This is a genomic window from Devosia sp. Z11_6, assembly GCF_058133665.1.
This window is the reverse complement of the sequence record NZ_JBYUNQ010000002.1, coordinates 298,865-324,488: the sequence shown is the minus strand read 5'-3', so window position 1 is coordinate 324,488 and position 25,624 is coordinate 298,865. Positions and strand designations below refer to the sequence as shown.

The following is a 25,624-nucleotide window of genomic DNA, read 5'->3' as shown; positions in this document are numbered from 1 at the left end:
GATGCAGCAAGCTCTCATTACCCCTGTCACCCAGCCCCCGCTTGATCGTCAGGCCGCGGGCGAACGGCTCGTCGCGCGCCTCAAGGGCGTGATCCCATCCGAAAAGATGATGACCGACCCGCTGATGACCTATGCGTGGTCCGGCGACGCGTCTTCTTATCGGCTTATCCCGGCTGCCGTAGTCTTCATCAATTCCGAGGCCGATGTGCAGGCAGTAATGCAAGCCTGCCGTGCGGAGGGTCTGCCGCTAACCTTCAGGGCCGCCGGCACGTCCTTGTCGGGTCAGGCCGTGACCGATGGGGTGCTTGCAGTTCTCGGCGACGGCTGGCGCAAGCTCGACATCCATCCCGGCGCCGAGCAAGTGACGCTAGGGCCCGCGATCATCGTCGCGCACGCCAACCGTGCTCTCAAGCCCTTCAACAAGAAGCTTGGTCCCGACCCAGCCAGCCAGGCCACGTGCAAGATTGGCGGCGTGGTCAACAACAACTCGTCCGGAATGTGCTGCGGCGTTGCCCAGAACACCTATCACACCATGGCGCGCCTGCGGATCGTGCTCACCGATGGCACAGTTCTCGACTCCGGTGATCCGGTTTCACGTGAATCGTTCCGCCAGAACCGCGCCGATCTGCTCGACGGCATTGCCGCGCTTCACGCCCAAGTCATGGCCGACGCGGAACTTGTTGCCCTCATCCGCAAGAAATACGCGATCAAGAATACTGTCGGGTACTCACTCAATGCGTTGGTCGACTACCACGACCCGCTCGACATCCTTGTGCATCTGATCGTGGGCTCGGAAGGCACTTTGGGCTTTGTGTCCGAAGTCACCTACAACACTGTGCCCGAGCATCCCTTTAAGTCGACGGCGCTGGTGCCGTTCCCCGATCCCTACGCCGCCTCACGCGCCATTATCCGGCTCGCTAATGGCGGCGTACATGTGACTACTGGCGTCACTGCAGCCGAATATATGGAACGCCGGGCCTTGGCGACGGTGGAGCATCTGGCTCCCATGGCGCCGCTCCTGCCCTGGCTGACGGATCACTCGCCTGCCGTGTTGATCGATGTCACGGCTCCAGACGCGGAAACGCTCGAGCGCGAAGTCGAAAAGGCCGTAGCGATCCTAGCTGAAGAAAACGCCACTCATATCGATTTTTCCACTGACGAGGCCCGGTCACACGCGCTTTGGGATATCCGCAAGGGGTTCTTCACTTCCGGCGGCGCAGCGCGGCCGAAGGGCACTTCCATGCTCACCGAAGACGTGGCGGCTCCGATCGACCAACTCGCCGACTTTGTCATCGACATGCGCCAGCTGCTGGATGACCACGGCTACGAAGATGCCATCATCTTCGGCCACGCCCTGGCGGGAAACCTCCATTTCCAGATGAGTGACAACTTTTCCCAGCCAGGCTCGGCCGAGAGGTTCGATGAGTTTTCTGTCGCGCTGTCGCAGCTTGTCTCGATCCGCTATGGCGGCTCGCTCAAGGCGGAGCACGGCACAGGCCGCGCCATCGCGCCCTTTGTGGAAGCTGAATGGGGTTCGCGCGCATACGGCGTAATGCGCCGGATCAAGACCCTTTTTGATCCGGAGAACCTGCTCAACCCCGGCGTCTTGCTCAACGACGACGCAAAGATTCACGTGAAGCACTTGAAGGTGATGCCGCTGGCCGATGAGCTCATCGACATGTGCATCGAATGCGGTTTTTGCGAACCTGCTTGTCCCAGCCACCAGATGACCTTGTCGCCACGCCAGCGCATTGCGGTGACGCGCGAGCGGGCTCGGCTACGGGCCAGCGGCGAAAATCCGGCACTCCTGGCTCGTCTCGACGATGACTTCCGCTACGCCGGCATTGACACCTGTGCCGCTTGTAATCTTTGTTCCCTTCGGTGCCCCGTGGGTATCGAAACGGGCACAAGGATCATCAAGGAACGCGGTGAGCGCCGTACCGATTTTGCCCGTTCGGTAGCCGGCTTTGCCGCCGATCATACCGGCGCTATTGAAAGCTTCATGCGTGGGGGTGTGGCGCTTGCGGACGCGGCTAAGGCCGTTGTCTCGGCGCCGTTGATTGAAACGGTGACGGAAACCGCCCGCCGGTTGACCGACAAGCATGTGCCGCGAGTTTCGCGGACCCTTAAACCTGGCCCTGGAGCCCCAAAGGCCCCGCCCGTCATATCCCGCGACGATCCTCGCCGCACCGGTTTTCCCGTGCCCATCGTGCAAGGTGGGCGCCAGCGCGTGGCTTATTTCCCGTCCTGCGCCACCCGCATGTTCGGCGCGCCCAAGACCGAGTTCGATCTTCTTGCCGTACCTGACGCCATGCTGGCGCTGCTGGATCGTGCCGGGTTCGATGTTGTTATGCCCGACCACCTGAATGGCCAATGCTGCGGCCAGCCATTCCACTCCAAGGGCTTTCCCGAACAAGCCGTGCAAGTAGGCGCCGCGCTCCTGGACGAACTCTCGGCGTTGCAAGGGGACCTGACCGTCACCGACGCTTCCACTTGCGCCAAGCACCTGCGCGGCGCTCCCGAAGGCGCGCCGGTGCTGGATTCCAGCGAGTTCATCGTCACCCATATCCTGCCGCAGCTGACCGTTACGCAGCCCCTCCCGGTCGTGGCTGTGCATCATAACTGTTCGGCCCAGCGGTTGGGTGAGCAGGGGGCTACGGAGGCGATCGCCCGCGCCTGCGCCAGCCAGATCGCGGTATTGTCGTCCGTCACCTGCTGCGGTTACGCCGGCGACAAGGGCTTGTTCATCCCCGAACTCAACCGCTTTGCCAGCCGATTTGCCAGGAACGATATTCCGCCAGGCTGCACGCTGGGTGTTTCGACGGTTTCCACTTGTGCCTCTGGACTCTCCGAGCATGCCGGTATTCCCTTTGTGGGGCTGGCTAGCCTGCTCGAATATGTAAGTCGCCCGGGCGACTAAAGGCGCCACGCGGCCCTCCGTACCGGCTACCCTGATAAGCTTCGCTTGCCCGCCGCCTTCCCCTTGGATACTGCACGGCGGGCAAGCCATTGGATGATTATGACCCTCACCGCCACTATTCTAAGCCTCGGCCACAAGGGCGAGGGCGTCACCGAGATTGATGGCCGCAAGGTCTTCGTGCCATTGGCGCTGCCCGGCGAAACGGTGGTGATCGAGGCGGACGGCGAGCGAGGCACCCTGCTTGAGGTGCTAGCGCCCGCACCTGAGCGGATCACGCCTTTTTGCCCGCACTTCGGCTTTTGTGGCGGCTGTCAACTCCAGCATCTCGAACGCGCCGCTTACGAAGCGTTCAAGACCGGCATCATCGAAACGCAGCTACGCTATGTCGGCTTGGATGCCAAGGTTGAGCGCTTCATCGATGCGGCTGGGCAGGGACGCCGCCGGGCTACCTTGCATGCGCGGCGCGAAGGCCCTGGGTATATGCGCCTGCGTAGCCACGAGGTTTACCCCATCGATGCCTGTCCTATCCTGGTGCCCGCGCTCTCTCGCGCCCCGCGGATCGCCGCGGCGGTGATGGCAACCCTGGGTGAGGCCGATGTGGCTTTCACCGCCACGCTAACGGGGCTCGATGTGGCCGTTCGGACAGAAAAAAAACAGGCGCGCGCCAAGCGGATCGAGCCACTCGTCAACCAGTTCGGCTTGGCTCGCCTAGCGCTCAATGGCGAACTGGTACTGCAAGCCCAAGCGCCGCTGGTGTCCATGGGTCGAGCTACGGTTGAGCTACCGATCGGATCGTTTCTGCAGGCCACTGAAGCCGCCGAGTCAGCGCTGGCGGATTATGTGCTCGGCGCGGTGGGCAAGGCTAAAAAGGTGGCCGATCTATTTTGCGGTGTCGGCCCGTTCGCGTTGCGGCTGGCTGAGGCAAGGCCCCTCTACGCCGCCGACACCGACAAGGCCGGTATCGCAGCACTCGACAAGGCGCGCCGCTACGCCAAAGGTCTGCGGGAGATCACTGCCAAGGCTCGCGACCTGTTCCGCGATCCCCTGACGCAGTTCGAACTCAACGAGTTCGATGCGGTGGTGCTTGATCCGCCCCGCGCCGGGGCCGAGGCGCAGGTGCGCGAGCTCAGTAACTCCAAGCTCAGAGTGGTGGTGATGGTCTCTTGTGACGCGCGCAGTTTCGCTCGGGACGCAGCGCTGCTGATCGGCGCCGGATTTACTATGAGCGACCTTGTTGCGGTGGATCAGTTCACCCAATCCACCCATATCGAGATTGCTGCCACTTTCCGGCGCCAATAGGGGTCTATCAAGCAACCGCCTGAGACAAGGCGCGTTACCCACCCATCGATTAACAAGGACGACTGCGTGGGGCGGGCGTTGTTGTCCACGGAGAAACTCATGCAATCTTTGAAATACGCTCTGAGCCTTGGCGTCTTGTGTGCTGCTTTTGCTGCCCCAAGTTTTGCCCAAGAGGCCGCCTCCACCGCTAACACCGCATCCCCGGAAGGCAACTTCGTGGATAAATACGGTACATCGTTTCAGTTCTCGCTTTGCGGCGACAGCGGCACCGATCTTTGCGGCGTGCTGACCAATCTCGAAGGTGAGTCCGCGACCGAAGAGAACCTGGCTTTCGTAGGCAAGATGGTGATGCAGGCGCCTCAGACCGGTCCAAACGAATGGAAGGGCGCGCTTTCCGCGGGTGGAATCAGCGCTGAGGCCACCGTCACCCAGACGAGCCCTGATACCATCGACATCCAGGGCTGCCGCGCAGCCATTCTCTGCCAGACCCTGACCTACACCCGTATGTAGGGCTGTTTAGTCCAGCCCCCGGACCGCTTGGTTCGGGGGCTTTTTGCGCTTTCAGCAGACCGTTGCCACGCGCTCCTTGATCACGTCCAGCACTTCGTCTCCGGGCCGCTGCCACCAGTTGTCACGCGAAAAAATCTCCACTTCCTGCGGGCCATGGTAGCCTGCAGTTTCGATCATTGCGCGAATGGCGGGCAGGTCGATCACCCCATCGCCCATCATGCCGCGGTCAAGCAGCATATCGGTCGTGGGCACCAGCCAATCACAGATATGGTGGGCAAAGATCCGGTTCATCCGCCCCGCCCGCGCGATTGCCTCCGCTAGGTGGGGGTCCCACCAGACATGGTAGACATCGATGGCAACGCCAACGCTCTCGTCCAGCGATGCACAAATATCGAGCGCTTGGTCGATCGTGTTCACGCAGGCGCGGTCTGCGGCATACATCGGATGCAAGGGTTCGATCGCAATGCGAACGCCCGACGCACGGGCATGGGGCAGCATGGCAGCAATCCCGTCGGCCACCATTCCCCGCGCGCCCGGCAAGTCCTTGGAAGAACCCGGAAGGCCCCCTACCACGAGCACGAGGCAGTCGGCGCGTAGGGCGGCAGCTTGGTCGATGGCGCGCAGATTGTCGTCGATATTTGCCTGCCGACCTAGTGCTGTTTCAGCAGGAAACATGCCCCCGCGGCACACGCCAGTTACCCGTAGGCCATTGCTGCGCACGATGTTGGCGGCTTCCTCGATCCCGATGGCCTCGATCTGGTCGCGCCAGGGCGAAATGGCCGTGATGCCGTGGCGCAAGCAACCATCTACCGCTTCCCCAAAGCCCCATTGCTGCCGCGTTGTGGCGAGGTTCAGCGAAATCTCTCCGTTCATGCCTCCACTCCATGGACCGCAAGGACAGCGCGCATCCGACTCGTGGCCAAATCAGGATCGGCAAGCACGCGAGCGCGGTCAGCAAGGCGGAACAATTCGCAGAGGTGCTGGAGCGAACGGGCCGACTGCTGACCACCGATCATGGTGAAATGGTCCTGCAGGCCATTAAGATAGGCCAGGAACACTACGCCCGTTTTGTAGAACCGCGTTGGGGCAGCAAAGATATGGCGGCTCAGCGGCACTGTTGGTTCGAGCAGATCGAAGAACTCATCGGTATTGCCACGGCCAAGCGCGGCCAGGCCCGCCGATGCGGCCGGGGCGATAGCGTCGAAAATCCCGAGCAGGGCGTGGGAATAACCCTGCTGGTCCCCGGCAATCAGTTCGGCATAGTTGAAGTCGTCGCCGGTATACATCTTGACGGATGCGGGCAGTCGTCGGCGCATCGCAATCTCTTTTTGCGCTGACAGGAGCGAAATCTTGATGCCATCGACTTTGTCGGCATTGGCCGCGATCACATCAAGGCACACATCCATCGCCGCATCATGATCTATGCTGCCCCAATAACCCTGCAGCGCCGGATCAAACATTTCTCCCAGCCAGTGCATGATCACGGGCTGCCGCACCTGGCCGAGAACATGCCCATAAACCCGCGCATAATCGTCCGGTGACTTGGGTGCAAAGGCAAGGGCGCGGCTGGCCATCAGGATGACCCGGCCTCCCTCCCTTTCAACAAAGCCGACCTGCTCCTCATAGGCCTTGATGATGTCGTCGATCGTGACATCGGGCGCTGGCGCCAGATGGTCAGTGCCGGCGCCATAGGCGATCAATGCGTCACTGCGCGTTCGTGCCTCGGCTTGCGAACGCCGGATCAACTCCTGCGCCTCGGTCCAGGTTAGGCCCATGCCGCGCTGGGCAGTGTCCATGGCTTCGGCCACACCCAGTCCCAGATCCCACAGTCGATGCCGGAACTGGAGCGTCGTGTCCCAGTCGACAGCGGGCGCAAGCCACGGATCGTTGCTGGCAAGGGGATCGGCGACCACATGGGCCGCAGCATAGGCAACGCGCGGGAAATCCTGCGCCTTGAACTTAACGAAAGGAATGGGGCCTCCGGTGAGCCGGTAGGGCGTGATTGACCGGTCGGCATTGAGCAGTCGGATGGTGGGCTGGGTGAGGACCTTGCTCATGCCTCAAAACTCCAGCTTGGGGACATCCAGCCAGCGCCGTTCGGCCCAGCTCTTGAGGCCCAGTTCGGCCAACTGCACCCCCTTGGCACCCGCTTCGAGCCCATAGGGCCAAGGCGCATCCTCGGCAACATGGCGCAGGAACATCTCCCACTGGGCTTTAAAGCCGTTTTGGGCGGGCCAGTTGTCTGGCACTTCTTCCCAATCGGCAAAGAAGTTCATGGTTTGCGGCTGGTCGGGGTTCCACACAGGCTTTGGCGTATTGACGCGATGCTGGGTCCAACACTTGTGCAGCCCGGCCACGGCAGAGCCAAGCGTGCCATCGACATGGAAGGTGACAAGGTCATCGCGGCGCACACGAGTGGTCCAGCTGGAGTTGATCTGGGCCACGACGCCGCCTTCGAGCTCGAAGGTAGCATAAGCCGCGTCGTCCGTATCTGCTTTGAAGCGTTGACCTTTTTCGTTGACGCGCTCCGGAATATGGGTGGCGCCTAGGCAGGACACGGCCTGCACTTCCCCGAACAAATTGTCGAGCACATAGCGCCAATGACAGAGCATATCGAGAATGATGCCGCCACCATCCGCCTTGCGGTAGTTCCAGGAGGGGCGCTGCGCCGGCTGCCAGTCACCTTCGAACACCCAGTAACCGAACTCACCGCGTACCGAGAGGATCTTGCCGAAAAAGCCGCTGTCGCGCAGCATTTTGAGCTTGAGAAGGCCCGGAAGGAATAGCTTGTCCTGCACGACGCCATGTTTGAGGCCCGAGGCGCGGGCGGTTTTCGCGAGGCGAACGGCGACGTCGAGATCGTCGGAGATCGGCTTTTCGCAATAAACATGCTTGCCGGCGGCGAGGGCTTTTTCCAGCAACTCGGCGCGCATCAGGGTGGTACCGGCGTCAAAGAACACGGTGTCTTCCGGATTGGCGAGGGCAGCGTCGAGGTCTGTTGTCCAGCGTGCAATACCGTGCTTCTCGGCAAGTGCTTGAATTTTCTCGCGATCCCGTCCGACGATAATGGGGTCCAGCATCAGGCGGTCGCCGTTGCTCAGCGCCACGCCACCCTGATCGCGGATCGCCAGGATCGAGCGGACCAAGTGTTGATTGTACCCCATGCGGCCTGTCACGCCATGCATGATCAAGCCAAGTCGCTGCTGCGCCATGCTGTTTTCCCCCCGCGCCACTGCGGCGTAACTGTTTAGTTACTTGCGTACACGCGGAGAGCCCACACAGTCAAGGGGCCCCTCCCTGGCGGCTTCAACCAATGCACTTTCCAGTTCGGCTTTGAAACACTTTACCCCCGCTGGTGCGGCTGGTATCCGTCGGGGGTAGGGCGGCGCGGCAGCTCGGTTTGGATGAGGCAGATGGATCAGGCGCCGAGTGGGGTGGAGAATGGGGTCAAGCGGGCCCGCAACTCCGGCAAGACCAAGGCGGCGATCCTGGTGGCGGCGCGGGCTGAATTTGCCGAACGGGGCTTTGAGGGTGCGCGGGTGGATGCCATTGCCGAGCGGGCGGGCGCCAACAAACGGCTGCTCTATCACTACTTCGGCAACAAGGAAGATCTCTACCGCGCGGTGCTGCTCGACGCCTATGGCGAGATCCGCAAGGGTGAGCGGGCGCTGAGCCTGGACCAATATGGCCCGGTGGAAGCCATGGACCGGCTGGTGCGGTTCACCTTCCGCCACTTCTTGGCAAACCCTTGGTTTCCAAGGCTTTTGGGAACCGAAAATCTGGAGAATGCCCGTTTTCTCAAGACCATGCCGGATATCCGCGCCCTCCACTCCCCCCTGGTTGGGCAGATCACCGAGATCGTGCGGCGCGGCAATCAGGCCGGCATTTTCCGCGGCGATGTGGATGCGGTGCAGCTCTATATCTCCATCGCGGCCCTCGGATTCTTCTATGTTTCCAACATGGCGACCCTGTCGGTGATCTTTGACCGGGACCTTGCCAGCGTGGCCATGGTGCAGGAGCGCGAGGCGCAAGCGGTGCAGATGGTGCTCGATTACCTGCGCACGCGCCCGAGTTGAGCCACATAGATGAACAGATTATGAACGCCTTCTGAACAGCTTGCGTTTGTGCCGTTTTTCGTCTTCCATACAAGAAGGGCTTGGCGGTGCTTGACATCGACCAAAGTCTGACACAGTGTTGTAACCAGTTGGTGAGTTAGCGGCGGGGGAGGCCGCGCTCGTATCCGTCCCTGACCAGGGCGGGCAGCTGTTCATGGGAGGACATCATGACTATTCGTATCGACCGCCGCAGCTTCCTGCTCGGCAGTACGGCCCTGATGGCGGGAGCCGTCGCCGGCATTCGCCCGGGCGTTGCCCAGGAAGGCGCCAATCTGCGCCTGATCTTCTGGGGCGGCCAGGCGCGCGCCGACCGCACCTATGGAGTGACGGATCTGTTCACCGCGGCCAATGGCGGTGAGATCCAGGGCGAGTTCCTGGCCTGGAACGATTACTGGCCCAAGCTCGCCACACAAACCGCTGGCGGCAATGCGCCTGACATTATCCAGATGGATTACCGCTACATCGTTGAATACGCGAACCGCAACGCCATCGCGCCGCTCGACGAATTCGTGGGCACTACGCTCAAGCTTGACAATTACGATGCCGACCAGCTCGAGGGCGGCAAGGTTGGGGGCAAGCTTTACGGCGTCAGCCTTGGCGCCAATTCGGTTTGCACCCTGATCAACACCACCGCATTCGAGGAAGCGGGCGTCACCCCGCCCACCAATGCCTGGACCTATGATGACCTGATGGCCATGGGCGAGGCCTTCAAGTCGGCCAATATCCGTGGCGGCATGAAGGCCATCATGGATGCCTCCTATACCGAGCCGGCGCTCGACAACTGGCTGCGCCAGCGCGGCAAGGCCCTTTATACCGCCGAGGGCCAGCTGGGCTTTGGCGTCGAGGACATGACCGAGTGGTTCACCCTTTGGCAGGGTCTGCGCGAAGCGGGCGTCTGCGTTGCCGCCGAAGAACAAGCGCTTGATACCGGCCCGCTCGAAACCACGATGCTGGTGCAGCAAAAGGCGGCGCTGATGCCGTCCAACTCCAACCAGCTGGTGGGCTACCAGGCGCTGATGGAAGACAAGCTCGATATGTGCGGCCAGCCGCGCATCGCGGCCGGGCAGGGCGGTGGGCATTACCGCAAGCCATCGATGTTCTTTTCGGTGGGCGCCAATTCGCAGAACAAGGAAGCGGCCGCCAAATTCCTCGATTTCTTCATCAATGATGTGGAAGCAGGCAAGATCCTGGGCGTGGAACGCGGCATCCCGCCAGCAGTGGCCGTGCGCGAAGCTGTGGCGCCCACGCTGGACGAAGCCAACCAGATCGCCCTTAATTTCGTGGCGAACCTGGGTGACCTGTTGGGGCCGCTGCCCCCACCACCACCAGCCGCCGCGGGCGAGATCGACATCTCGCTGCTGCGCACCGTCGGCCAGGAAGTGGGCTTTGGCGCCCGCTCGCCTGAAGACGGCGCCCAGTACTTTGTTGGCGAAGCGACCGCCATCCTGACCCGGGCAGGCTAATCCATGACTGCGCGCTCCCTTGCAACCGACGCTCCTGCACGGGAGCGCGCGCATTCTCCCTCCTTCCTGTCGCGCATCTGGCACAATGATGCGCCGGGCTATCTGTTTTTGCTGCCTTGGTTCATCGGCTTTTTCGGCCTGACCATCGGGCCGATAATTTCCTCGCTTTATCTCAGCTTCACCGACTTCGACCTGCTGACCTCGCCCGACTGGGTTGGCGCGGACAACTATGTCCGCATGTTCACCAATGACCCGAAATTTGCCGCCTCCATGCGGGTGACGCTGTTTTTCGTGCTGTTTTCGGTGCCGCTGAAGCTGGCCTTTGCGCTGGGCGTCGCCATGCTGCTCAATCGTGGCATCAAGGGGCTGCCCCTCTACCGCGCGCTGTTCTACCTGCCATCGCTGCTGGGTGCTTCGGTCGCCATCGCCATTTTGTGGCGGCAGATCTTTGCCGGCGACGGCCTCGTCAACCAGCTGCTGGCGCCACTCGGCATTGTCGGCCCGAGCTGGATTTCCAATCCGCGCTATTCACTCTGGACGCTGGTGATCCTGTCGATCTGGCAGTTCGGCTCGCCCATGATCATTTTCCTCGCCGGCCTGCGGCAGATCCCAACCGACATGTATGAGGCGGCGAGCCTTGATGGCGCCAGCCGCTGGCGCCAGTTCGTCAAGATCACCCTGCCGCTGCTGACGCCGGTGGTGTTCTTCAACGCCATCATCCAGACCATCGACGCGTTCAAGAGCTTCACCCCCGCCTTCATCATTTCGGGCGGCACCGGCAATCCGATCAATTCGACGCTGTTCTATACGCTCTACCTCTACCAGGAGGCCTTCGGCTTCTTCCGCATGGGCTATGCTTCCGCGCTGGCCTGGGTGCTGCTGGCGCTGGTGGCGGCGTTCACCGCGTTCTCGTTTTTGACCAGCAAGTACTGGGTGCATTATGACGACTGACGCGCCCCGCCTCGAGGTCGTGACGGCCCATACGCCTTCGCCACTGCGCCGGCGCCTGACCACCATTCTCGTGCATGTGCTGCTGATCGGCGCCTCGATCGCCATGCTGTATCCGCTGCTCTGGATGCTGTCGGCCTCGGTGCGGCCGGAAAACGAAATATTCAACGCCACGAGCCTCTGGCCCAGCGAATGGAGCCTCGATGCCTATCGGCGCGGCTGGAACGGGTTGCGGGTGAGCTTTGGCACGTTCTTTTCCAACAGCTTCCTGATCTCGATCCTGTCGGTGCTGGGCAATGTGATGGCCTGTTCGCTGGCCGCCTATGCCTTTGCCCGGCTCAAGTTCCGCGGGCGCAATTTCTGGTTTGCGCTGATGCTGATGACGCTGATGCTGCCTTATCAGGTCACGCTCATTCCCCAATATGTGCTGTTCCGCCAGCTCGGCTGGATCGACACCATCCTGCCGCTGGTCGTGCCCAAATTCCTTGCGGCCGACGCGTTCTTCATCTTCCTCATGGTGCAGTTCTTCCGTGGCCTGCCGCGCGAGCTCGATGAAGCGGCGCAAATGGATGGCTGCTCGCCCTGGCGCATCTATTGGAAGATCATCCTGCCGCTGTCGACGCCGGTGCTGGCGACGGCCGCGATCTTCACCTTTATCTGGACCTGGGACGATTTCTTCGGGCCGCTGATCTATCTCAACGAGATGCGGCAATACACGGTGATGCTGGGCCTGCGCACCTTCACCGACTCCACCGGCGAAAGCGATTACGGCGCGCTCTTTGCCATGTCGGTGCTCTCGCTGATCCCGATCTTTGTGTTTTTCCTGTTCTTCCAGCGGCTGCTGATCGAGGGCATCGCGACCACGGGGATGAAGCGGTGATGACTGAGGGGAACACCGGCCCGGTTCCCTCCCCTTGGGGGTGCGGACCCGGCCTGCGCTCCACTCGGGGGGAACGGCCGGCACCCCCACCCCTGACCCCTCCCCTCAAGGGGGAGGGGAAGAACAGCCCGACACTCCCGGTCCAAAAGAACTGAGTAGACCATGACCATCAAGATTGCCGCGATCGGCATCAATCACAGCCATATCTATGGGCAGGTCAATTGCCTGCTCGATGCCGGTGCCGAACTCGTGGCGTTTCATGCGCCCGAGGACGATCTGGCGGGCCAGTTCGCGGGAAAATACTCGCAGGCGCGGCGGGTTGCCGATCCCAGGGCGATCCTTGAGGATGAGAGCATCGCGGTGATCCTGACCTCGGCCATTCCCGCCGAGCGAGCGGCCATTTCCATTGCCGCCATGCAGCATGGCAAGGATGTGCTGTCCGACAAGCCGGGCATGACGAGCTTTGCCCAGCTCGAGGAGATCAAGCGGGTGCAGGCGGAGACGGGCCGCATCTATGGCGTGCTTTACTCCGAGCATTTCGAGGTGCGGGCCACCGTCGAAGCCGGCAATCTGATTGCCGCGGGCGCCATTGGCGAAGTGATCAACACGGTGGGGCTCGGACCCCATGCCATCCGCAACAACCAGCGGCCCGACTGGTTCTTCGACCGCAGCCGCTATGGCGGCATTTTGTGCGATATCGCCAGCCACCAGTTTGAGCAGTTCCTGTTCTTTTCCAATAGCCTGGATGCCGAAATCATCTCGGCGAGCGTCGCCAATCGCGCCCATCCCGACCGGCCGGGGCTGCAGGATGTGGGCGACACGCATATGCGCACGCCTCGCACCACCGGCTATATCCGCGTCGACTGGTTTACTCCCGAGGGCCTGCCCACCTGGGGCGATGGCCGGCTGACCATTTTGGGCACCGAGGGCTATATCGAGCTCAGAAAATATATCGATATTGCCGGCCGTCCGGGCACCGATCACCTGTTCCTGGTGAACAAGTCCGGGGTGCAGCATCTGGATTGCTCGGCGACCGAACTGCCCTTCGGGCGGCAGTTCCTCGAGGATGTGCGCAACAGAACGCAGACGGCGATGCCGCAGGAGCGGTGCTTCAATGCCATGCAGCTGGCGCTGACCGCCCAGCAACTGGCCGAACGCGGCACGGAGTGGCAGCAGTGAAAGAGATCTTCAACGTCGCCATTATCGGCTGCGGCATTGGTCGCTCCCATATCGTCGAGGGTTATGCGCCCAATGCCGACAAGTTCCGCGTCCTCGCGCTCTGCGATCTCAACCCCGAGCGCATGAACCCCATTGCCGATGAATTCGGCGTGCCGCGGCGCGAAACCGAGTTCGACGCCGTGCTGGCGATGGACGATATCGATATCATCGATATCTGCACCCCGCCCATGCTGCATTACCCCATGGTGCTGGCGGCGCTGCGCGCGGGCAAGCATGTGATCTGCGAAAAGCCGCTGGTCGGCTCGCTCGCCCAAGTCGACGAAGTGATCGCCGAGGAAAAGAAGTCCAAGGGCATGCTGATGCCGGTGTTCCAGTACCGGTTCGGCGATGGCATCGAGCAGGCCAAGGCCATCATCGATGCGGGGATCGCCGGCAAACCCTATGTGGGCACGGTGGAAACGCTGTGGACGCGCGGGCCTGATTATTATGCCGTGCCCTGGCGCGGCAAATGGGCAACGGAACTGGGGGGCGTGCTGATGACCCACGCCATCCACCAGCATGACCTCTTCACGTATCTGATGGGCGACATCAAGCGCCTGTTCGGGCGCGTGGCGACGCGGGTCAACGACATCGAAGTGGAAGATTGCGTCACCGCTTCGCTGGAGCTCGAGAACGGGGCGCTCGGGAGCTTCACGGCGACGCTGGGCTCGGCCCAGGAAATCACGCGGCTGCGGCTGGCCTTCGAGAACGTGACCTTCGAAAGCGATCACGAGCCTTATAATCCCGGCAACAAGCCCTGGACCATCCTGCCGCGCAACGCGGAAACGCGTGAAAAAATCGAGACGCTGCTAGCCGATTGGCAGCATGTGCCCTCGCGCTTCCAGACGCAGATGGCGCGGTTTCACGCGGCGCTGACGGGGCAGGCGCCGCTGCCGGTGACCTCAGCCGACTCGCGCCGGGCACTCCAATTGGTGACGGCGTTTTATCATTCCTCCACCACCCACGAGGATGTGGAACTGCCCCTCCGGGCCGACCATCCCCGCTATTCGAGCTGGGTGCCGCCCCAGTTCCAAAAGGCTTAAGGAGCGTTCTCATGGCCACCAGCGTCGTGCTCGACAATATCCGCAAGGCCTATGGCGACATCGAGGTGATCCATGGGGTGGATCTGCGCATCGAGCCGGGGGAATTCACCGTGTTTGTCGGGCCCTCGGGCTGCGGCAAGTCCACGCTGTTGCGCATGATCGCGGGGCTCGAGCCCATCACCGGGGGCGATCTGCTGCTCGATGGGCAGCGCATGAACGAAGTGCCCGCCGCCCGGCGCGGCATTGCCATGGTGTTCCAGAGCTATGCGCTTTATCCGCATATGACGGTCTACCAGAACCTGGCGTTTGGGCTCGAAACCGCGCGGGCGCCAAAAGCCGAGATCGAGCAGCGGGTGGCGCGGGCCGCCGAGATCTTGCGCATCGAGCCGCTGCTCAAACGCAAGCCCAAGCAGCTCTCGGGCGGGCAACGCCAGCGCGTCGCCATTGGGCGCGCGATCGTGCGCGAGCCCAAGATCTTCTTGTTCGACGAGCCGCTGTCCAATCTCGATGCCGAGTTGCGCGTGCAGATGCGGGTCGAGATCGCCAAGCTGCACAATGACCTGGGCAATACCATGATCTATGTGACCCATGACCAGGTCGAGGCCATGACCATGGCCGACAAGATCGTGGTGCTGCGCGCCGGGGTGATCGAGCAGGCGGGCGCGCCGCTCGAGCTCTACAACAATCCGCGCAACCTCTTTGTGGCGGGCTTTATCGGCTCGCCCAAGATGAACTTTTTGCCCGCCCAGGCGCAGGGCAATGCCAATGAGCTGCAGGTCGCGGGCGATCGGATGAGCCTCAATCGCGCGGCGGCGGGGGCAACGACGCTCGGCATCCGGCCCGAGCATATTTCGGTAACCCCGGGCGCCGGAACGCGGCTGGCGAACGTGCGGGTGGATCTGGTGGAAAGCCTGGGGGGCCAGACCGTGGTGTATGCCACCACCGCCGACGGGCAGGCGCTGACCATTGTGCTGGAGGGGCAGCGGCAGTTTGCGTTGGGCTCGGATATCGAAACCTTTATCGATCCCGCGCGGGTGCATTTGTTCGACAAGGACGGCCACGCCTTTTAGCGCCGCTTTTCCACTGCTGCGGGTGTGGCGGTGGACTGAGGGATCGGGTGCAACACAATCTTAAGATCTGGCGCCCATCGTCCGCGGGCTGGTTTTGTTGAACCTCCAAGCCAACTTGCCGCCCCGGCCTGCCGCGGGCGGCTCTTCTTTGCGGAGCGTTGTTGCGCATGGCGGCGGGGACTAGGGTGGGGCCATGAGTGTGTTGACGCCCCTTCATCGCCTGTTTGAATCCTGGATCGACCCGTTTCGGGCGCCGCAAAGCTTGCAACCGCCCGGCACCGGCCCGCAATTCTTTTGGCATTATGTCAGCCAAGCCAAGTTGCCTTTCCTCGCGCTCTTGGTGCTGGGCGGGGCAGTGGCGCTGGTGGAAGCGGCGCTGTTTTATTATGTCGGCCGGCTGGTGGACATTCTCGACGCGGCCAACCAGGCGGCGGGCTGGAATGGCCTCCTCGCCAGCGCCGGCACCGAGCTTGGCATCATGCTGGTGGTGGTGCTCGTTGTGCGCTTCATTGTCACCTGGCTTTCGGCGGCGGTGGAAGAGCAGACGGTTAATCTCGGGTTTTACAACCTTGTGCGCTGGCAGGCCTATTCGCATGTGATCCGGCAAAGCCTGTCGTTCTTTCAGAACGACTTTTCCGGCGCCATTGCCAGCAAAGTCTGGCAAAGCGGCGGAGCGGTGGGCGATTTCATGGTCGCACTGCTCCAGGTCGTGTGGTTCATCGCCGTTTATGCGCTGACAACGCTGGTGCTGGTGGGCCAGCTCGACTGGCGGTTGGGTGCGGCGGTGGCGCTCTGGATCTTCGCCTTTGCGCTCCTCGCCTGGTATTATGTGCCGCGCATGCGCCAGCGCTCGGCGCAGGCGGCGGAAGCGGCCTCGGCGCTCAATGGCCGGATCGTCGATAGCTTTGCCAATATTCAGACGTTGAAACTCTTTGGCTCCAGCGATGAAGACGACCGCTTTGTGCGCCGCGGCTTTGACGGCTTCATCGAAGCCATGCGCAGCCTCGCGCGTACGCTGGTGGGCGTGCGCTCGGCCATGGGCATGCTGTCGGGCATTGCCATTGCCGGGATCGGTGCCCTTTCCGTGCATTTGTGGACGCAAGGGCTGATCTCGGTTGGCGGGGTCGCCTTTACCCTCGGGCTGGTGCTGCGGCTCTACAATCTGCTGGGGCGCATGATGAACCAGCTCAACGGATTGATGCGCAATTATGGCACGGCGCAGAACTCGGCCGAACTGATCGCCCGGCCGCTGGCACTGGTGGATGCGCCCGATGCCAAGCCGCTGGTGGTGACGCAAGGCGCGATCAGCTTCGAGAACATCTCGTTTCACTATGGCCAAACACAGGGCGTGATCGAGGGGCTCAATCTCGATATCGCCCCGGGCGAACGGATCGGGCTGATCGGGCGCTCGGGAGCGGGCAAGTCGACGCTCGTGAACTTGTTGCTGCGCTTTTACGACCTCGAAGGGGGCCGGATCACCATTGACGGGCAGGACATTGCCGGGGTGACCCAGGCCTCGCTGCGCGCCAATATCGGCGTCGTCACGCAGGACACTGCGCTGCTGCACCGCTCGGTACGCGCCAATATCGTCTTTGGCCGGCCCGAAGCGAGCGACGCCGAAATGGTCAGCGCCGCCGAAATGGCGGAGGCCAACGAGTTCATCGAAACCCTGGTCGATCACCGTGGACGCACCGGTTACGACGCGCAGGTCGGCGAGCGCGGCGTCAAGCTATCGGGTGGGCAGCGCCAGAGGGTGGCGATTGCCCGGGTGCTGCTGAAAAACGCGCCCATCCTGGTGCTGGACGAGGCGACTTCGGCGCTGGACAGCGAGGTAGAAGCGGCGATCCAAAGCCAGCTGGAACGATTGATGGCAGGCAAAACCGTCATCGCCATTGCCCATCGCCTTTCCACCATTGCCGCCATGGATCGGTTGGTGGTGCTGGAAAAGGGCCGCATCATCGAGCAGGGCACCCATGCCGAGCTCTTGGCGCATGGCAAGACCTATGCCCAACTCTGGCAGCGGCAATCGGGCGGTTTCCTTGATCCCGCGGAGGTCGGCGGCCGCTAGAGATCCCTGGCGGCTCAGTGGAGCCGCGGCGCCAACGCGGCTTTTGGTCCAAGAGGAGAGCTGAAATGCGCATGATAACAAGCAGTGGTGGAGCGCAACTGGCAAGTGTGGCGGAAGGGGAGCGGCTGGAAGGGACGATCCTCCTCGTCATGGGCGCCACGGCATCCATGGTGTGGTGGCCCCAATCGCTGGTGCAGGCGCTGGCTGGTGCGGGGTTTCAGGTGATCCGGTTCGATCATCGCGATACTGGCGCCTCCACGACCAACCCGCCCGGAGATATCCGCTACACCATCCAGGAGCTTGCCGATGATCTGGTCGCGATCCTGGACGCTTATGGGGTGCGTCGGGCCCATCTGGTGGGCATGTCGCTGGGCGGGTATCTCGCCCAGATCGTGGCGCTGCAGCATCCCGAGCGCGTCGCGACGCTGGCCCTGCTTTCGGCCGAACCGCTGGGCATGAACTACCAAGGCGAGGGAATTGCGCCGGCACTGCTCGAGCATTTCGACACTTTCGGCTCGGTCGACTGGAGCGACGCTGCCGCCGCTCGACGCTTTATGCTCCGCGATGCCGAACTCTGCGCCGGTACTGCCGTGCCGTTCGACACCGATGCTGCGAGCGCCCGGATCGAACAGGAGCTGAGCCGAACGCAAAGCATGGCCAGTGCCTTTAATCACGGCTCGGTCGGGGGAGAACTTGATCCGGGCTTGAGCGCGGCTGATTTACGGCTGCCGCTCCTGGTGGTGCATGGCAGCCAAGACCCGGTAATTTCCCTCGCGGCAGCACGCACCAGCGCCGCCGCCGTGCCCGGCGCGGAGCTGATCATCCTGCCCGAGCGCGGCCACGAATTGCTCGAAATGGACATGCCCGAGATTGCCGCAGCTGTCGTGCGCAACTGCGCACGCGCGTCGTGATGCCAGGTGACCAGCCCTCGGGGTTCAGGCGGCCAGTGGCGGATCGGTGAAGTGGCGGAACAGCACCCGGTTGCGCCCGGTGGCCTTGGCACCATAAAGCCGCTCGTCCGCGAGCGAGAACAGATGGTCATAGGTGGCGAGCCCGTTATAAGTCACGCCCCCAATGCTGACGGTGATTTCGTCTGATATGGCCGGCAAGGGGAGCTTGAGACTGCCAACCGCCTGGCGGATGCGCTCGGCAACTGTTCGCGCTTCCTCGGGGGTTGCACCGGGCAGAAATACGCCAAATTCCTCGCCCCCGACGCGCCCCACAATATCGGCCCCGCGCAGCATGCCCTTGATGGTGCCGGCAATCAGCTTGAGCGCCTCATCGCCCAGTTGGTGGCCGAAGCGATCATTGATGTTCTTGAAGTGATCGGCATCGATCACCAGCAGCGCACCCGAGCGCAGATTGGCATGGGCGCGCGACTGCTCGAGATATGCGTCCACCATCATGGTGAAGGCGCCCCGATTGAGCACGGCGGTCAGGCTATCGGTAGACGCCAGCTTGGCAAGGTCGCGCTGGGCGATGGCCAATTGCCGGATCTTGCTCATCAGCAAGAACAGCAGCGGGCCTGCCAGTGCACTGGGCAGCAACAGGTCGACTGCTATGGCCCGCCGGAACTCGTCAGCGGTCATGGTGGGGAAATTGAAGGAGTCCACGAACAGCGCCGCGCCCGCGCAGAAGATCATCCCGGCAAGGGTAACCAGCCAAACGCGCAGGCGTCCGGTGGGGGAGAAGTCGAGCTGCATGGCCAGGCGCTTGCTCATGCCGCGACGTGGTGCTTGGTGGCGGGGTCGCGGGCGTGCAACCAGGCGGTGAAGGCTTGGGCGGGCACCGGCCGCGAGATCAGGTAGCCCTGGGCTTCATCGCAACCGGCCTCGCACAGGAAATCATAGGCAAGCTGGGTTTCCACCCCTTCGGCCACGACGCGCAAACCAAGCTCCTGGGCCATGGTGATCATGCCCCTGACCAGCGCACTGTCGGCACCACCAGGCACGAGGGTCCGGATAAAGCTCTGGTCGATCTTGATGATCTCGGCAGGAATGTCCTTGAGATAGGAAAAGCTGCTGTAACCCGTGCCGAAATCATCAATAGCGCAGGCAATGCCAAGCGCGCGGATAGCAGCGAGATTGATGAGGATCCGCCCCTGGTTGCGGATCAGCCCACTTTCGGTGAATTCGATTTCGAGCGCCTGGGCGGGCACGGCGTAGCGGGCAAGGGCCTCGCCCATCCGCTCGGCGAAATCGGCTTCCTCGAGATTGGCCGGCGATACATTGACCGAAATCTTGAGCTCGAGCCCAGCGGCGCGCCAGGCGGCGGCCTGTTGGAGCGCCGCCTCGATCACCCATTGGGTCAGGGGACGCGCCAGTTCAGTGGCTTCGGCCAGGGGAATGAACTCGCCGGGGGCAACATTGCCCAGGGCGGGATGCTGCCAGCGCAGCAGCGCTTCAACGCCATCGCACCGCCCGGTGCGCAGATCGATGCGCGGCTGGAAGTGAAGGCTGAGCTGGTCGGGCGCCAGTAGGGCATCATGGAGGCCATCGAGCAGGGCATAGCGCCGCTGATGGGCATCATCGAGCGCCACCGAATAAAGCCCGACGCTTTTGCCGGCGTCGCGTGCATCCTGGGCGGCGCCAAGCGCGGCGCGCAGGACCTGGGCGGGCGAGACTTCGCCGAGGCGGAAGGGCATCAGGCCCACCACCGGCGCCGAAGCGACGCGATCGCGGCCAAGCGCTGTTTCGCCCACTTCCGCGAAATGGGCTTCGACCTGATCGAACAGCACCTGGGGATTGTGGCCGACGAGGACCGTCGCGAATTGGGTGACGCCGACCTGATAGAGGGCGGCTTCGCCTTTGAGGCGCTCCTTGATGGCGCCGGCGGCGGTCTTGATCATGGTGTCGAGATAGGCAGGGCCAAGGATGCGCATGGACTGGTTGAGCTGGACGGGCTCGACCAGATCCACCAGCATGGCGACGCGTTCCTGCCCGGCATGGTCGCGGCTGAGATCCTCGAGGTCTTCGGCAAACTGGTTGCGGTTGGGCAGGCCACTGGCCGGATCGATGCGCCCCAGGGCATGCTGCAGTTCGACCTGCGCCATGACCATGGCAGCCAGATCGGTGAGGATGCGCGCTTGTTCGGGAGTGATGGTGCGCGGCTTGGTATCGAGGACGCACATCGCGCCCAGGGTGAACCCGTCGCGCGTGGTCAGGGGCGCGCCGGCATAAAAGCGCACGCCGCTCTGGTCGAGCACATTGCCCTTGAAGCGCGGATCCTGGGAAAGGTCGGAAACCACCAGCACATCGCCGAGGCGCGTGACTTCGGCACAGGGGGCGCGCTCGCGCGGAATCTCGGTGCCGCAGCCTACGCGCGACTTGAACCATTGCCGGTCCTTGTCGGTCAGTGAGACCGCGGCGATGGGGGCACCAAAGATCTGGCTGGCCATGCGCGTGATGCGATCAAAGCTTTCGCTGGGTGCTGTGTTGAGCAGACCCAAATCATTGAGCGCCCGGAGCCGCTCGCCTTCATCCTGCTGCATCACGCTTTGCCTTTATCGTCCGTTGTTGCGTAGCTCAAAGTTACGGCGGGAAGATGAAAAAGGTTTAAGCGCAAGATTGCAGCTGCTGAGCACAGTTAATGCGGTGTTACCCGGGGGGATCAACTGCAACCGATATTGGGCGTTTTTCAGCGCCCGCCGGCAAAGGCGGCGAGCGTATCAGTCAAGCTGGCAAGCAGGGCCGGATTGTTCCACAGCACGAGACCACCGGCACCCAGCGCCACCACCAGCAAGACGCCGAAGATTTTGCGCAGGACGGTGAAAACGAGCCAGACCACGACAAGGCCAACAAGGCCCAGGATAATCAGGGTAGTGGTATCGGTCGGGATCGGCTGGCTCCGTCGGGTCGTGGCAGCCGCGGCCCGGCTCGGGGCTGGAAACGCGGCTGCGCTGGGTTGGCTTAGCGCTTGTCGAGCACGTCGCCTTCAAACACGCCAAGGTTTTCCAGCATCTTTTCGTTGAAACTGAGGTCAACCAGATCGTCGAGCGGAACGGGAGCGATTTCGGCAAATTCCGGATTGGCATAGGCGAACTCGACCGCAGCGGCCAGATTGTCCGGGTTCATGCAGCCATTGACGCACCAGCGCGAGGTGTTAAGCGCGGCGGTGGCGGAGATGGCTTCGGGAGAGAGGTCATCGCGGGCAGCGGCAATGGCGGCTTCCCAGGTGGCGGGATCGTTCTGCATGGCGCGGGCGGCATCGGCCAGGGCATCGGTGAAGCGCTGCAGCGCGTCGCGCTTGGCTTCGATCGTGGGCTCGAGCGCGGCGACGAACTTGGACTGGCCGGGCGAGCGCTCGGCAAAGTCATCGGCATCCACCAGCACATGGATGCCTTCCACGTCGGCAATCGACTGATAGGTGCCGAACGAGACGGTAGTGGCATCGACCTGGCCGGCGGCCAGCGCCTGGACGCGGATATCGGGCGCGCCGATGGCGACGAAATTGGGCGCGTCGGTCGGGATGTCGTAGCTGTTGAGGACCGCCACGGTCAGGTTGTGATCAAGGCTGCCGCTATCGGCGATGGCAAAGGAGCGACCGGCGAGGTCCTCGACCGTTTCGATGTCGTCCTTGGCGGCCATGAGAAAGGCGCTGCCCGAAGACACCGCGGTGATGCCGCGGATCGGCACGTCGTTTTCGGCGCGTAGTCGAATGGCCGATTCGATGGTGATATCGGCCACATCAACGGCACCCGAATTGAGCGCGGCGACGGCCTGGGGCGTGCCATCGAGGGTAACGACATTCACCTTGACCCCGTGCTTTTCGTAAAAGCCCATATCCTGCGCGATGCGGAAAATGGAGCCCGTGGTGGGGTTGAAATTGGCGTCGGTGCTGGCCAAGGCGAGGTTGATCTCGGGCAGATCGGTGGATTGGGCGAGGGCGGTGCTGCCGAGCAGGCTGGCAAGGGTCAAACCGGTGGCAAGGGCGGCGACAAGGGGGCGGGTGGGGTGAGCGGACATGGCACTACTTTCTGGTGACGGGTTGGACTGTTGGGTCCGGGTTAGTGTTTGGGGGCAAAGAGGGGGATGGAGCTGAACGCGCTTTTGAGGATGCCCGAGGGATGCTCATGGCCCATCCAGCCCTCGATGAGGGTCGAATAGATGCGGCGGTAATCGGTGGTGAATTTGAGATTGCCGTCGTCGAGATCGGTGAGGCTGGGTACGCCGCCGTAGTGGCCGCCCAGCACCGGCTTGCCGATCACAAAGGCGGGGCCGGCGGTGCCGTGGTCGGTGCCAAGGCTGGTGTTTTCGGCGACGCGGCGGCCAAATTCGCTGAACACCATGACAACCACGTCATCGCCCCGCCCGATCCGCTCCATGTCGCGCACAAAGGCGGCGATGTGGTCGGAGGTATAGGCCCAGAGCCGGGCATGGGTGTCGCCCTGATAGACATGGGTATCAAAGGCATTGTTGCGATAAGGGACGTAGTAGACCTTGGTGGGGAACTCGGCGGCGATAAGGGCGGCGACGCGTTCGAGGCCAAAGGGCACGAGGCCATAGTCGATGGGGCTGGAATAGGTGTTCCAGGCCTCGCGCACCAGATGCTCGGAGCTGTTGGCGCTGGCCGCCACGTCAAAGAGGAAATCCTCGGCGGGGTTGCGCCCGCCATTGCCAAAGCGAGCGTCGAGCACGCCCAGCGCCGGCTTTTCCTCGTGCAGCACGCGGCGGGTGAAGTTGTCGGGGTTGTTGAAGACCAGCGGCACATGGTTCATCGAGCGCACGGCCAGGGACTGGTTGTCGTCGATATTGACGAGGAAATTGGTGGTGTGGCCGAGCGGATCGATGGCATCAGCCATGCGCCCGAGCCAGCCATAGGCCTCGCCGCTATTGGGCGCGCCGGTCTGCCAAAAGGCCATGGAGGAAAAATGCGAGAACGAGGGCTGGTCATAGCCCACGCCATGCACGATCCCCATCATGCCGTCCTTGTAGAGCCGCTCAAAGCCGCTCATGGTTTTCTGGAAGCCGAACTGGTCGTCGATCCTGAGCAGCTTGTCGGGGCGGATCCCGAGATGGGGGCGGGCATTGTAATAGGCGTCATCGCCAAAGGGGATGACGGTGTTGAGCCCATCATTGCCGCCCGACAGCTCGACGATGACGAGGATGCGCTCATTGGCATCGGCCTGCGCTTGGGCGACCCTGGACCAGACCGGCGAACTGCTGATGCCGCTGGCGCCACCCAGCACCATGCTGCCAAAGCCGCTTTGCAGGAGGCCTTGCTTGTCGGTGCCGCTGAGTTTGGGTGGTCTTGCCATGAAAAGGTCTCCGCCGGTCAGGCCAGCTGATATTGCGGTGCGCTCATGATGAGATGGGCCACCATGCGCAGGCCGTGCTCCATATAGGTGTCGGCTTCCGAAAGGCTCGTCGTGCCCAACTCCCCGTCCAGTGTCTCGATGAGCACAGCGCGGGCGGGCTGGGCGAGGGGCACCCGAAGCAGGCGCCGGGCGAGCAGGTCGACCGCCTCGCCCGTTGTCGCGGCGCCTTCGGTGCGCAGCATGTCGGACAGGCTGAACTGGGCGGGGGCGCGGGGCGTCGGCTTGAGCTTGCGCAGCGCCTCCTGATAGCCCACGAGGCTCCCGTAGCGGGTATTGAAGCTTTCCTGGATGCCGGCGGCCATGCTGGGCGAGGCGCCTTCCTCGAGGGTGGCCGCGGTGATCTCCATGCCCGAAAGGATATTGGCATTGACCCGCTTGACCACGCGCCCTGGGTTGAACAGGGGATCGGTGAAGTCGATCACATTGGGGAACATCACTTCGCGGGCGAAATTGGCGCGCTCGAACAAGAGCCCCGGCGTGATCCAGGCGCGACCTTCGCCCCAGCCGGCGACGGTGGGTGGATAGAGCAGCACCTGGCCCAGCGTCTTGCCGACGCTCCAAGGGTCGGGAATGCCCGGCAGTTCCCCAATCCCGAGCTTGCGATAGGTCGAGACGATCAGCTCGGTCGGCGACTTGATATGGGCCGCAATCGAGGGCTCGGCATAAAAGTCCTCGGACAGGAAAATGGTCTCGAGGAACGGGGCGATCTCGTAATTGCCCGCGCGCAGCAGGTCGCCCAGGGTTTGGGCGAAGTCGGGCGAAATCTGCTCGCGCACAAAAAAGCGGTAGAGCTTGGCGGCGATGTAGTTGGCGGTTTGCGGCTGCTCGAGAATGATGCGCAGAATGTCCTCGCCGGCAAAGGCGCCGGTGTGGCCGAGGAAATTCTTGATCCCGGTGTCGTGCTTGTCGGGATCGACCACAAAGGTGAGATCGTCATTGCCCCAGCCGGTAAAAGCGCGGGCGGCTTCGCGGATATCGTCCTCGGTGTAATTGCCCACGCCCATGGTGAACAATTCCATGACCTCGCGGCCGAAATTCTCGTTGGGCGCGCCTTTCACGTTCTGGGCGGCATCGAGGTAAACCAGCATGGCCGGATCCTTGGCCACCGCTTCCAGCAGGGCGCCGAAATTGCCGCTGGCGCCGGCACGCAAAGTGCCGAGCTGAAGGAGCGCCTTGCGGTAATCGCGCAGCTTTTCTTCGCTGGTGGCAAAATGGCCGTGCCAGAACAGGGTCAGTTTTTCTTCGAGCGGGCGGTTGGTGCGCACCATGCGATCGAGCCACCAATAGCCGATGCGCCGGGTTTCAAGCGTCGTGGCGCGGGCCCAGTAAAAGAAGCGATTGGTGACGGCCTGCAGGGGGCGCGGGCCGCTGGGCTTGGCGCGCACGCCCATCGCCTCGCCGGTTTGTGCGGCAAGGGTGGTGGCCGCGGGGCGGCTGACCGGAAAATCCTTGAGCGTGGGGTCCCAGAACCCCGATTCCTCGAAGGGCGGCAAATGGCTGTTGTCGTGCTGGCGGTAGTGCACGAGGCTGGCGACGGCAGCGGCCGGTGTCAGCGCGGCTAGTTGCTCGATCTCCTGGGGCGTTCCAGCAAAACCGGCGCGCTCCAGCAGATGCGCCGCCAGCTCATAGCTCCAGGCAGCGTCGGAAAGTGCCGACAGGTTTTCAGCGCGTGGCAGGCTCAATGTGGTCCGGTACCTTTGGCACCCCCACTTGGCGCGCGGGCGCGCGCGGAAAAACCGGGAGGTTGCCCACCCCCTTAGATCACCGATGGGGG

Annotated in this window: 21 protein-coding genes; 12 read left to right on the top strand and 9 right to left on the bottom strand. The window is 62.8% G+C overall.

Going from position 1 to position 25,624, the window contains the following annotated elements; genetic code table 11:
- Nucleotide 1 precedes the first annotated feature (1 nt).
- From AC3YMN_RS06775 to AC3YMN_RS06765, 3 genes are all read left to right on the top strand, one after another.
- Nucleotides 2-2,920: an FAD-binding and (Fe-S)-binding domain-containing protein gene (locus tag AC3YMN_RS06775; RefSeq protein WP_489889437.1), complete on the top strand. Its 2,919-nt coding sequence runs from the start codon at nucleotides 2-4 to the stop codon at nucleotides 2,918-2,920.
- 93 nt (nucleotides 2,921-3,013) lie between these two features.
- A complete protein-coding gene (locus AC3YMN_RS06770) occupies nucleotides 3,014-4,219 on the top strand; it encodes a class I SAM-dependent RNA methyltransferase (protein ID WP_489889436.1) in 1,206 nt (401 codons plus the stop codon).
- Nucleotides 4,220-4,318: 99 nt separating this feature from the next.
- Nucleotides 4,319-4,729 carry a hypothetical protein gene (locus AC3YMN_RS06765; RefSeq protein ID WP_127755069.1) on the top strand — a complete coding sequence of 137 codons (411 nt, stop codon included), beginning with the start codon at nucleotides 4,319-4,321 and terminating at the stop codon, nucleotides 4,727-4,729.
- Nucleotides 4,730-4,780: 51 nt separating this feature from the next.
- On the opposite strand, the gene AC3YMN_RS06760 is transcribed toward AC3YMN_RS06765, so the two are convergent.
- From AC3YMN_RS06760 to AC3YMN_RS06750, 3 genes are read right to left on the bottom strand one after another with little or no spacing between them, the layout of a single operon-like run.
- A complete protein-coding gene (locus AC3YMN_RS06760) occupies nucleotides 4,781-5,602 on the bottom strand; it encodes a sugar phosphate isomerase/epimerase family protein (RefSeq protein WP_489889435.1) in 822 nt (273 codons plus the stop codon).
- Nucleotides 5,599-6,786 carry a dihydrodipicolinate synthase family protein gene (locus AC3YMN_RS06755; RefSeq protein WP_489889434.1) on the bottom strand — a complete coding sequence of 396 codons (1,188 nt, stop codon included), beginning with the start codon at nucleotides 6,784-6,786 and terminating at the stop codon, nucleotides 5,599-5,601. Before AC3YMN_RS06755 ends, AC3YMN_RS06760 begins: the two co-directional genes overlap by 4 nt.
- A 3-nt stretch (nucleotides 6,787-6,789) precedes the next feature.
- Nucleotides 6,790-7,941 carry a Gfo/Idh/MocA family protein gene (locus AC3YMN_RS06750; protein WP_489889433.1) on the bottom strand — a complete coding sequence of 384 codons (1,152 nt, stop codon included), beginning with the start codon at nucleotides 7,939-7,941 and terminating at the stop codon, nucleotides 6,790-6,792.
- A gap of 201 nt (nucleotides 7,942-8,142) precedes the next feature.
- On the opposite strand from AC3YMN_RS06750, the gene AC3YMN_RS06745 reads away from it, so the two are divergent.
- The 9 genes from AC3YMN_RS06745 (at nucleotide 8,143) to AC3YMN_RS06705 (ending at nucleotide 18,445) form a co-directional block, all read left to right on the top strand.
- Nucleotides 8,143-8,805, top strand: coding sequence for a TetR/AcrR family transcriptional regulator (locus AC3YMN_RS06745; RefSeq protein WP_127755073.1), 663 nt, complete (start codon nucleotides 8,143-8,145; stop codon nucleotides 8,803-8,805).
- Nucleotides 8,806-9,011: 206 nt separating this feature from the next.
- Complete coding sequence (locus AC3YMN_RS06740) at nucleotides 9,012-10,307, top strand: ABC transporter substrate-binding protein (protein ID WP_489889432.1); 1,296 nt, start codon at nucleotides 9,012-9,014, stop codon at nucleotides 10,305-10,307.
- Nucleotides 10,308-10,310: 3 nt separating this feature from the next.
- Nucleotides 10,311-11,258: a carbohydrate ABC transporter permease gene (locus AC3YMN_RS06735; protein WP_127755075.1), complete on the top strand. Its 948-nt coding sequence runs from the start codon at nucleotides 10,311-10,313 to the stop codon at nucleotides 11,256-11,258.
- Nucleotides 11,248-12,135: a carbohydrate ABC transporter permease gene (locus AC3YMN_RS06730; RefSeq protein ID WP_127755076.1), complete on the top strand. Its 888-nt coding sequence runs from the start codon at nucleotides 11,248-11,250 to the stop codon at nucleotides 12,133-12,135. Before AC3YMN_RS06735 ends, AC3YMN_RS06730 begins: the two co-directional genes overlap by 11 nt.
- A gap of 162 nt (nucleotides 12,136-12,297) precedes the next feature.
- Nucleotides 12,298-13,314, top strand: a complete 1,017-nt coding sequence (locus AC3YMN_RS06725) for a Gfo/Idh/MocA family protein (RefSeq protein ID WP_489889431.1) — start codon at nucleotides 12,298-12,300, stop codon at nucleotides 13,312-13,314.
- A complete protein-coding gene (locus AC3YMN_RS06720) occupies nucleotides 13,311-14,396 on the top strand; it encodes a Gfo/Idh/MocA family protein (protein WP_489889430.1) in 1,086 nt (361 codons plus the stop codon). Before AC3YMN_RS06725 ends, AC3YMN_RS06720 begins: the two co-directional genes overlap by 4 nt.
- Nucleotides 14,397-14,407: 11 nt before the next feature.
- Nucleotides 14,408-15,466 carry an ABC transporter ATP-binding protein gene (locus tag AC3YMN_RS06715; protein WP_489889429.1) on the top strand — a complete coding sequence of 353 codons (1,059 nt, stop codon included), beginning with the start codon at nucleotides 14,408-14,410 and terminating at the stop codon, nucleotides 15,464-15,466.
- 193 nt (nucleotides 15,467-15,659) lie between these two features.
- Nucleotides 15,660-17,534 (top strand): ABC transporter ATP-binding protein, encoded by a 1,875-nt coding sequence (locus AC3YMN_RS06710; RefSeq protein ID WP_489889428.1) that lies wholly within the window; start codon nucleotides 15,660-15,662, stop codon nucleotides 17,532-17,534.
- A 65-nt stretch (nucleotides 17,535-17,599) separates the two neighbouring features.
- On the top strand, nucleotides 17,600-18,445 hold the full coding sequence (locus AC3YMN_RS06705; RefSeq protein ID WP_489889427.1) for an alpha/beta fold hydrolase: 846 nt from the start codon (nucleotides 17,600-17,602) through the stop codon (nucleotides 18,443-18,445).
- A 24-nt stretch (nucleotides 18,446-18,469) separates the two neighbouring features.
- Here AC3YMN_RS06705 and AC3YMN_RS06700 read toward each other — a convergent pair whose 3' ends face one another.
- From AC3YMN_RS06700 to AC3YMN_RS06675, 6 genes are all read right to left on the bottom strand, one after another.
- Nucleotides 18,470-19,255 (bottom strand): GGDEF domain-containing protein, encoded by a 786-nt coding sequence (locus AC3YMN_RS06700; protein WP_489889426.1) that lies wholly within the window; start codon nucleotides 19,253-19,255, stop codon nucleotides 18,470-18,472.
- The gene (locus AC3YMN_RS06695; RefSeq protein ID WP_489889425.1) at nucleotides 19,252-21,024 is read right to left on the bottom strand and encodes a sensor domain-containing phosphodiesterase; all 1,773 of its coding nucleotides are present in this window, start codon (nucleotides 21,022-21,024) and stop codon (nucleotides 19,252-19,254) included. Before AC3YMN_RS06695 ends, AC3YMN_RS06700 begins: the two co-directional genes overlap by 4 nt.
- Nucleotides 21,025-21,170: 146 nt before the next feature.
- The gene (locus AC3YMN_RS06690) at nucleotides 21,171-21,320 is read right to left on the bottom strand and encodes a hypothetical protein (protein ID WP_164854933.1); all 150 of its coding nucleotides are present in this window, start codon (nucleotides 21,318-21,320) and stop codon (nucleotides 21,171-21,173) included.
- 122 nt (nucleotides 21,321-21,442) lie between these two features.
- Nucleotides 21,443-22,498: an ABC transporter substrate-binding protein gene (locus AC3YMN_RS06685; RefSeq protein WP_489889424.1), complete on the bottom strand. Its 1,056-nt coding sequence runs from the start codon at nucleotides 22,496-22,498 to the stop codon at nucleotides 21,443-21,445.
- Between the two features lie 41 nt (nucleotides 22,499-22,539).
- Complete coding sequence (locus AC3YMN_RS06680; RefSeq protein WP_489889423.1) at nucleotides 22,540-23,790, bottom strand: DUF1501 domain-containing protein; 1,251 nt, start codon at nucleotides 23,788-23,790, stop codon at nucleotides 22,540-22,542.
- A gap of 17 nt (nucleotides 23,791-23,807) precedes the next feature.
- On the bottom strand, nucleotides 23,808-25,532 hold the full coding sequence (locus tag AC3YMN_RS06675; RefSeq protein WP_489889422.1) for a DUF1800 domain-containing protein: 1,725 nt from the start codon (nucleotides 25,530-25,532) through the stop codon (nucleotides 23,808-23,810).
- Nucleotides 25,533-25,624: the final 92 nt, after the last annotated feature.

What these genes read in the sequence shown, in the direction of transcription:
- AC3YMN_RS06700 (WP_489889426.1), bottom strand. Translation starts at nt 19,255, where the DNA reads ATGAGCAAGCGCCTGGCCATGCAGCTCGACTTCTCCCCCACCGGACGC.
- AC3YMN_RS06755 (WP_489889434.1), bottom strand. Translation starts at nt 6,786, where the DNA reads ATGAGCAAGGTCCTCACCCAGCCCACCATCCGACTGCTCAATGCCGAC.
- AC3YMN_RS06715 (WP_489889429.1), top strand. Translation starts at nt 14,408, where the DNA reads ATGGCCACCAGCGTCGTGCTCGACAATATCCGCAAGGCCTATGGCGAC.
- AC3YMN_RS06695 (WP_489889425.1), bottom strand. Translation starts at nt 21,024, where the DNA reads ATGCAGCAGGATGAAGGCGAGCGGCTCCGGGCGCTCAATGATTTGGGT.
- AC3YMN_RS06735 (WP_127755075.1), top strand. Translation starts at nt 10,311, where the DNA reads ATGACTGCGCGCTCCCTTGCAACCGACGCTCCTGCACGGGAGCGCGCG.
- AC3YMN_RS06770 (WP_489889436.1), top strand. Translation starts at nt 3,014, where the DNA reads ATGATTATGACCCTCACCGCCACTATTCTAAGCCTCGGCCACAAGGGC.
- AC3YMN_RS06705 (WP_489889427.1), top strand. Translation starts at nt 17,600, where the DNA reads ATGCGCATGATAACAAGCAGTGGTGGAGCGCAACTGGCAAGTGTGGCG.
- AC3YMN_RS06745 (WP_127755073.1), top strand. Translation starts at nt 8,143, where the DNA reads ATGGATCAGGCGCCGAGTGGGGTGGAGAATGGGGTCAAGCGGGCCCGC.
- AC3YMN_RS06730 (WP_127755076.1), top strand. Translation starts at nt 11,248, where the DNA reads ATGACGACTGACGCGCCCCGCCTCGAGGTCGTGACGGCCCATACGCCT.
- AC3YMN_RS06775 (WP_489889437.1), top strand. Translation starts at nt 2, where the DNA reads ATGCAGCAAGCTCTCATTACCCCTGTCACCCAGCCCCCGCTTGATCGT.
- AC3YMN_RS06685 (WP_489889424.1), bottom strand. Translation starts at nt 22,498, where the DNA reads ATGTCCGCTCACCCCACCCGCCCCCTTGTCGCCGCCCTTGCCACCGGT.
- AC3YMN_RS06710 (WP_489889428.1), top strand. Translation starts at nt 15,660, where the DNA reads ATGAGTGTGTTGACGCCCCTTCATCGCCTGTTTGAATCCTGGATCGAC.
- AC3YMN_RS06725 (WP_489889431.1), top strand. Translation starts at nt 12,298, where the DNA reads ATGACCATCAAGATTGCCGCGATCGGCATCAATCACAGCCATATCTAT.
- AC3YMN_RS06680 (WP_489889423.1), bottom strand. Translation starts at nt 23,790, where the DNA reads ATGGCAAGACCACCCAAACTCAGCGGCACCGACAAGCAAGGCCTCCTG.
- AC3YMN_RS06765 (WP_127755069.1), top strand. Translation starts at nt 4,319, where the DNA reads ATGCAATCTTTGAAATACGCTCTGAGCCTTGGCGTCTTGTGTGCTGCT.
- AC3YMN_RS06740 (WP_489889432.1), top strand. Translation starts at nt 9,012, where the DNA reads ATGACTATTCGTATCGACCGCCGCAGCTTCCTGCTCGGCAGTACGGCC.
- AC3YMN_RS06760 (WP_489889435.1), bottom strand. Translation starts at nt 5,602, where the DNA reads ATGAACGGAGAGATTTCGCTGAACCTCGCCACAACGCGGCAGCAATGG.
- AC3YMN_RS06750 (WP_489889433.1), bottom strand. Translation starts at nt 7,941, where the DNA reads ATGGCGCAGCAGCGACTTGGCTTGATCATGCATGGCGTGACAGGCCGC.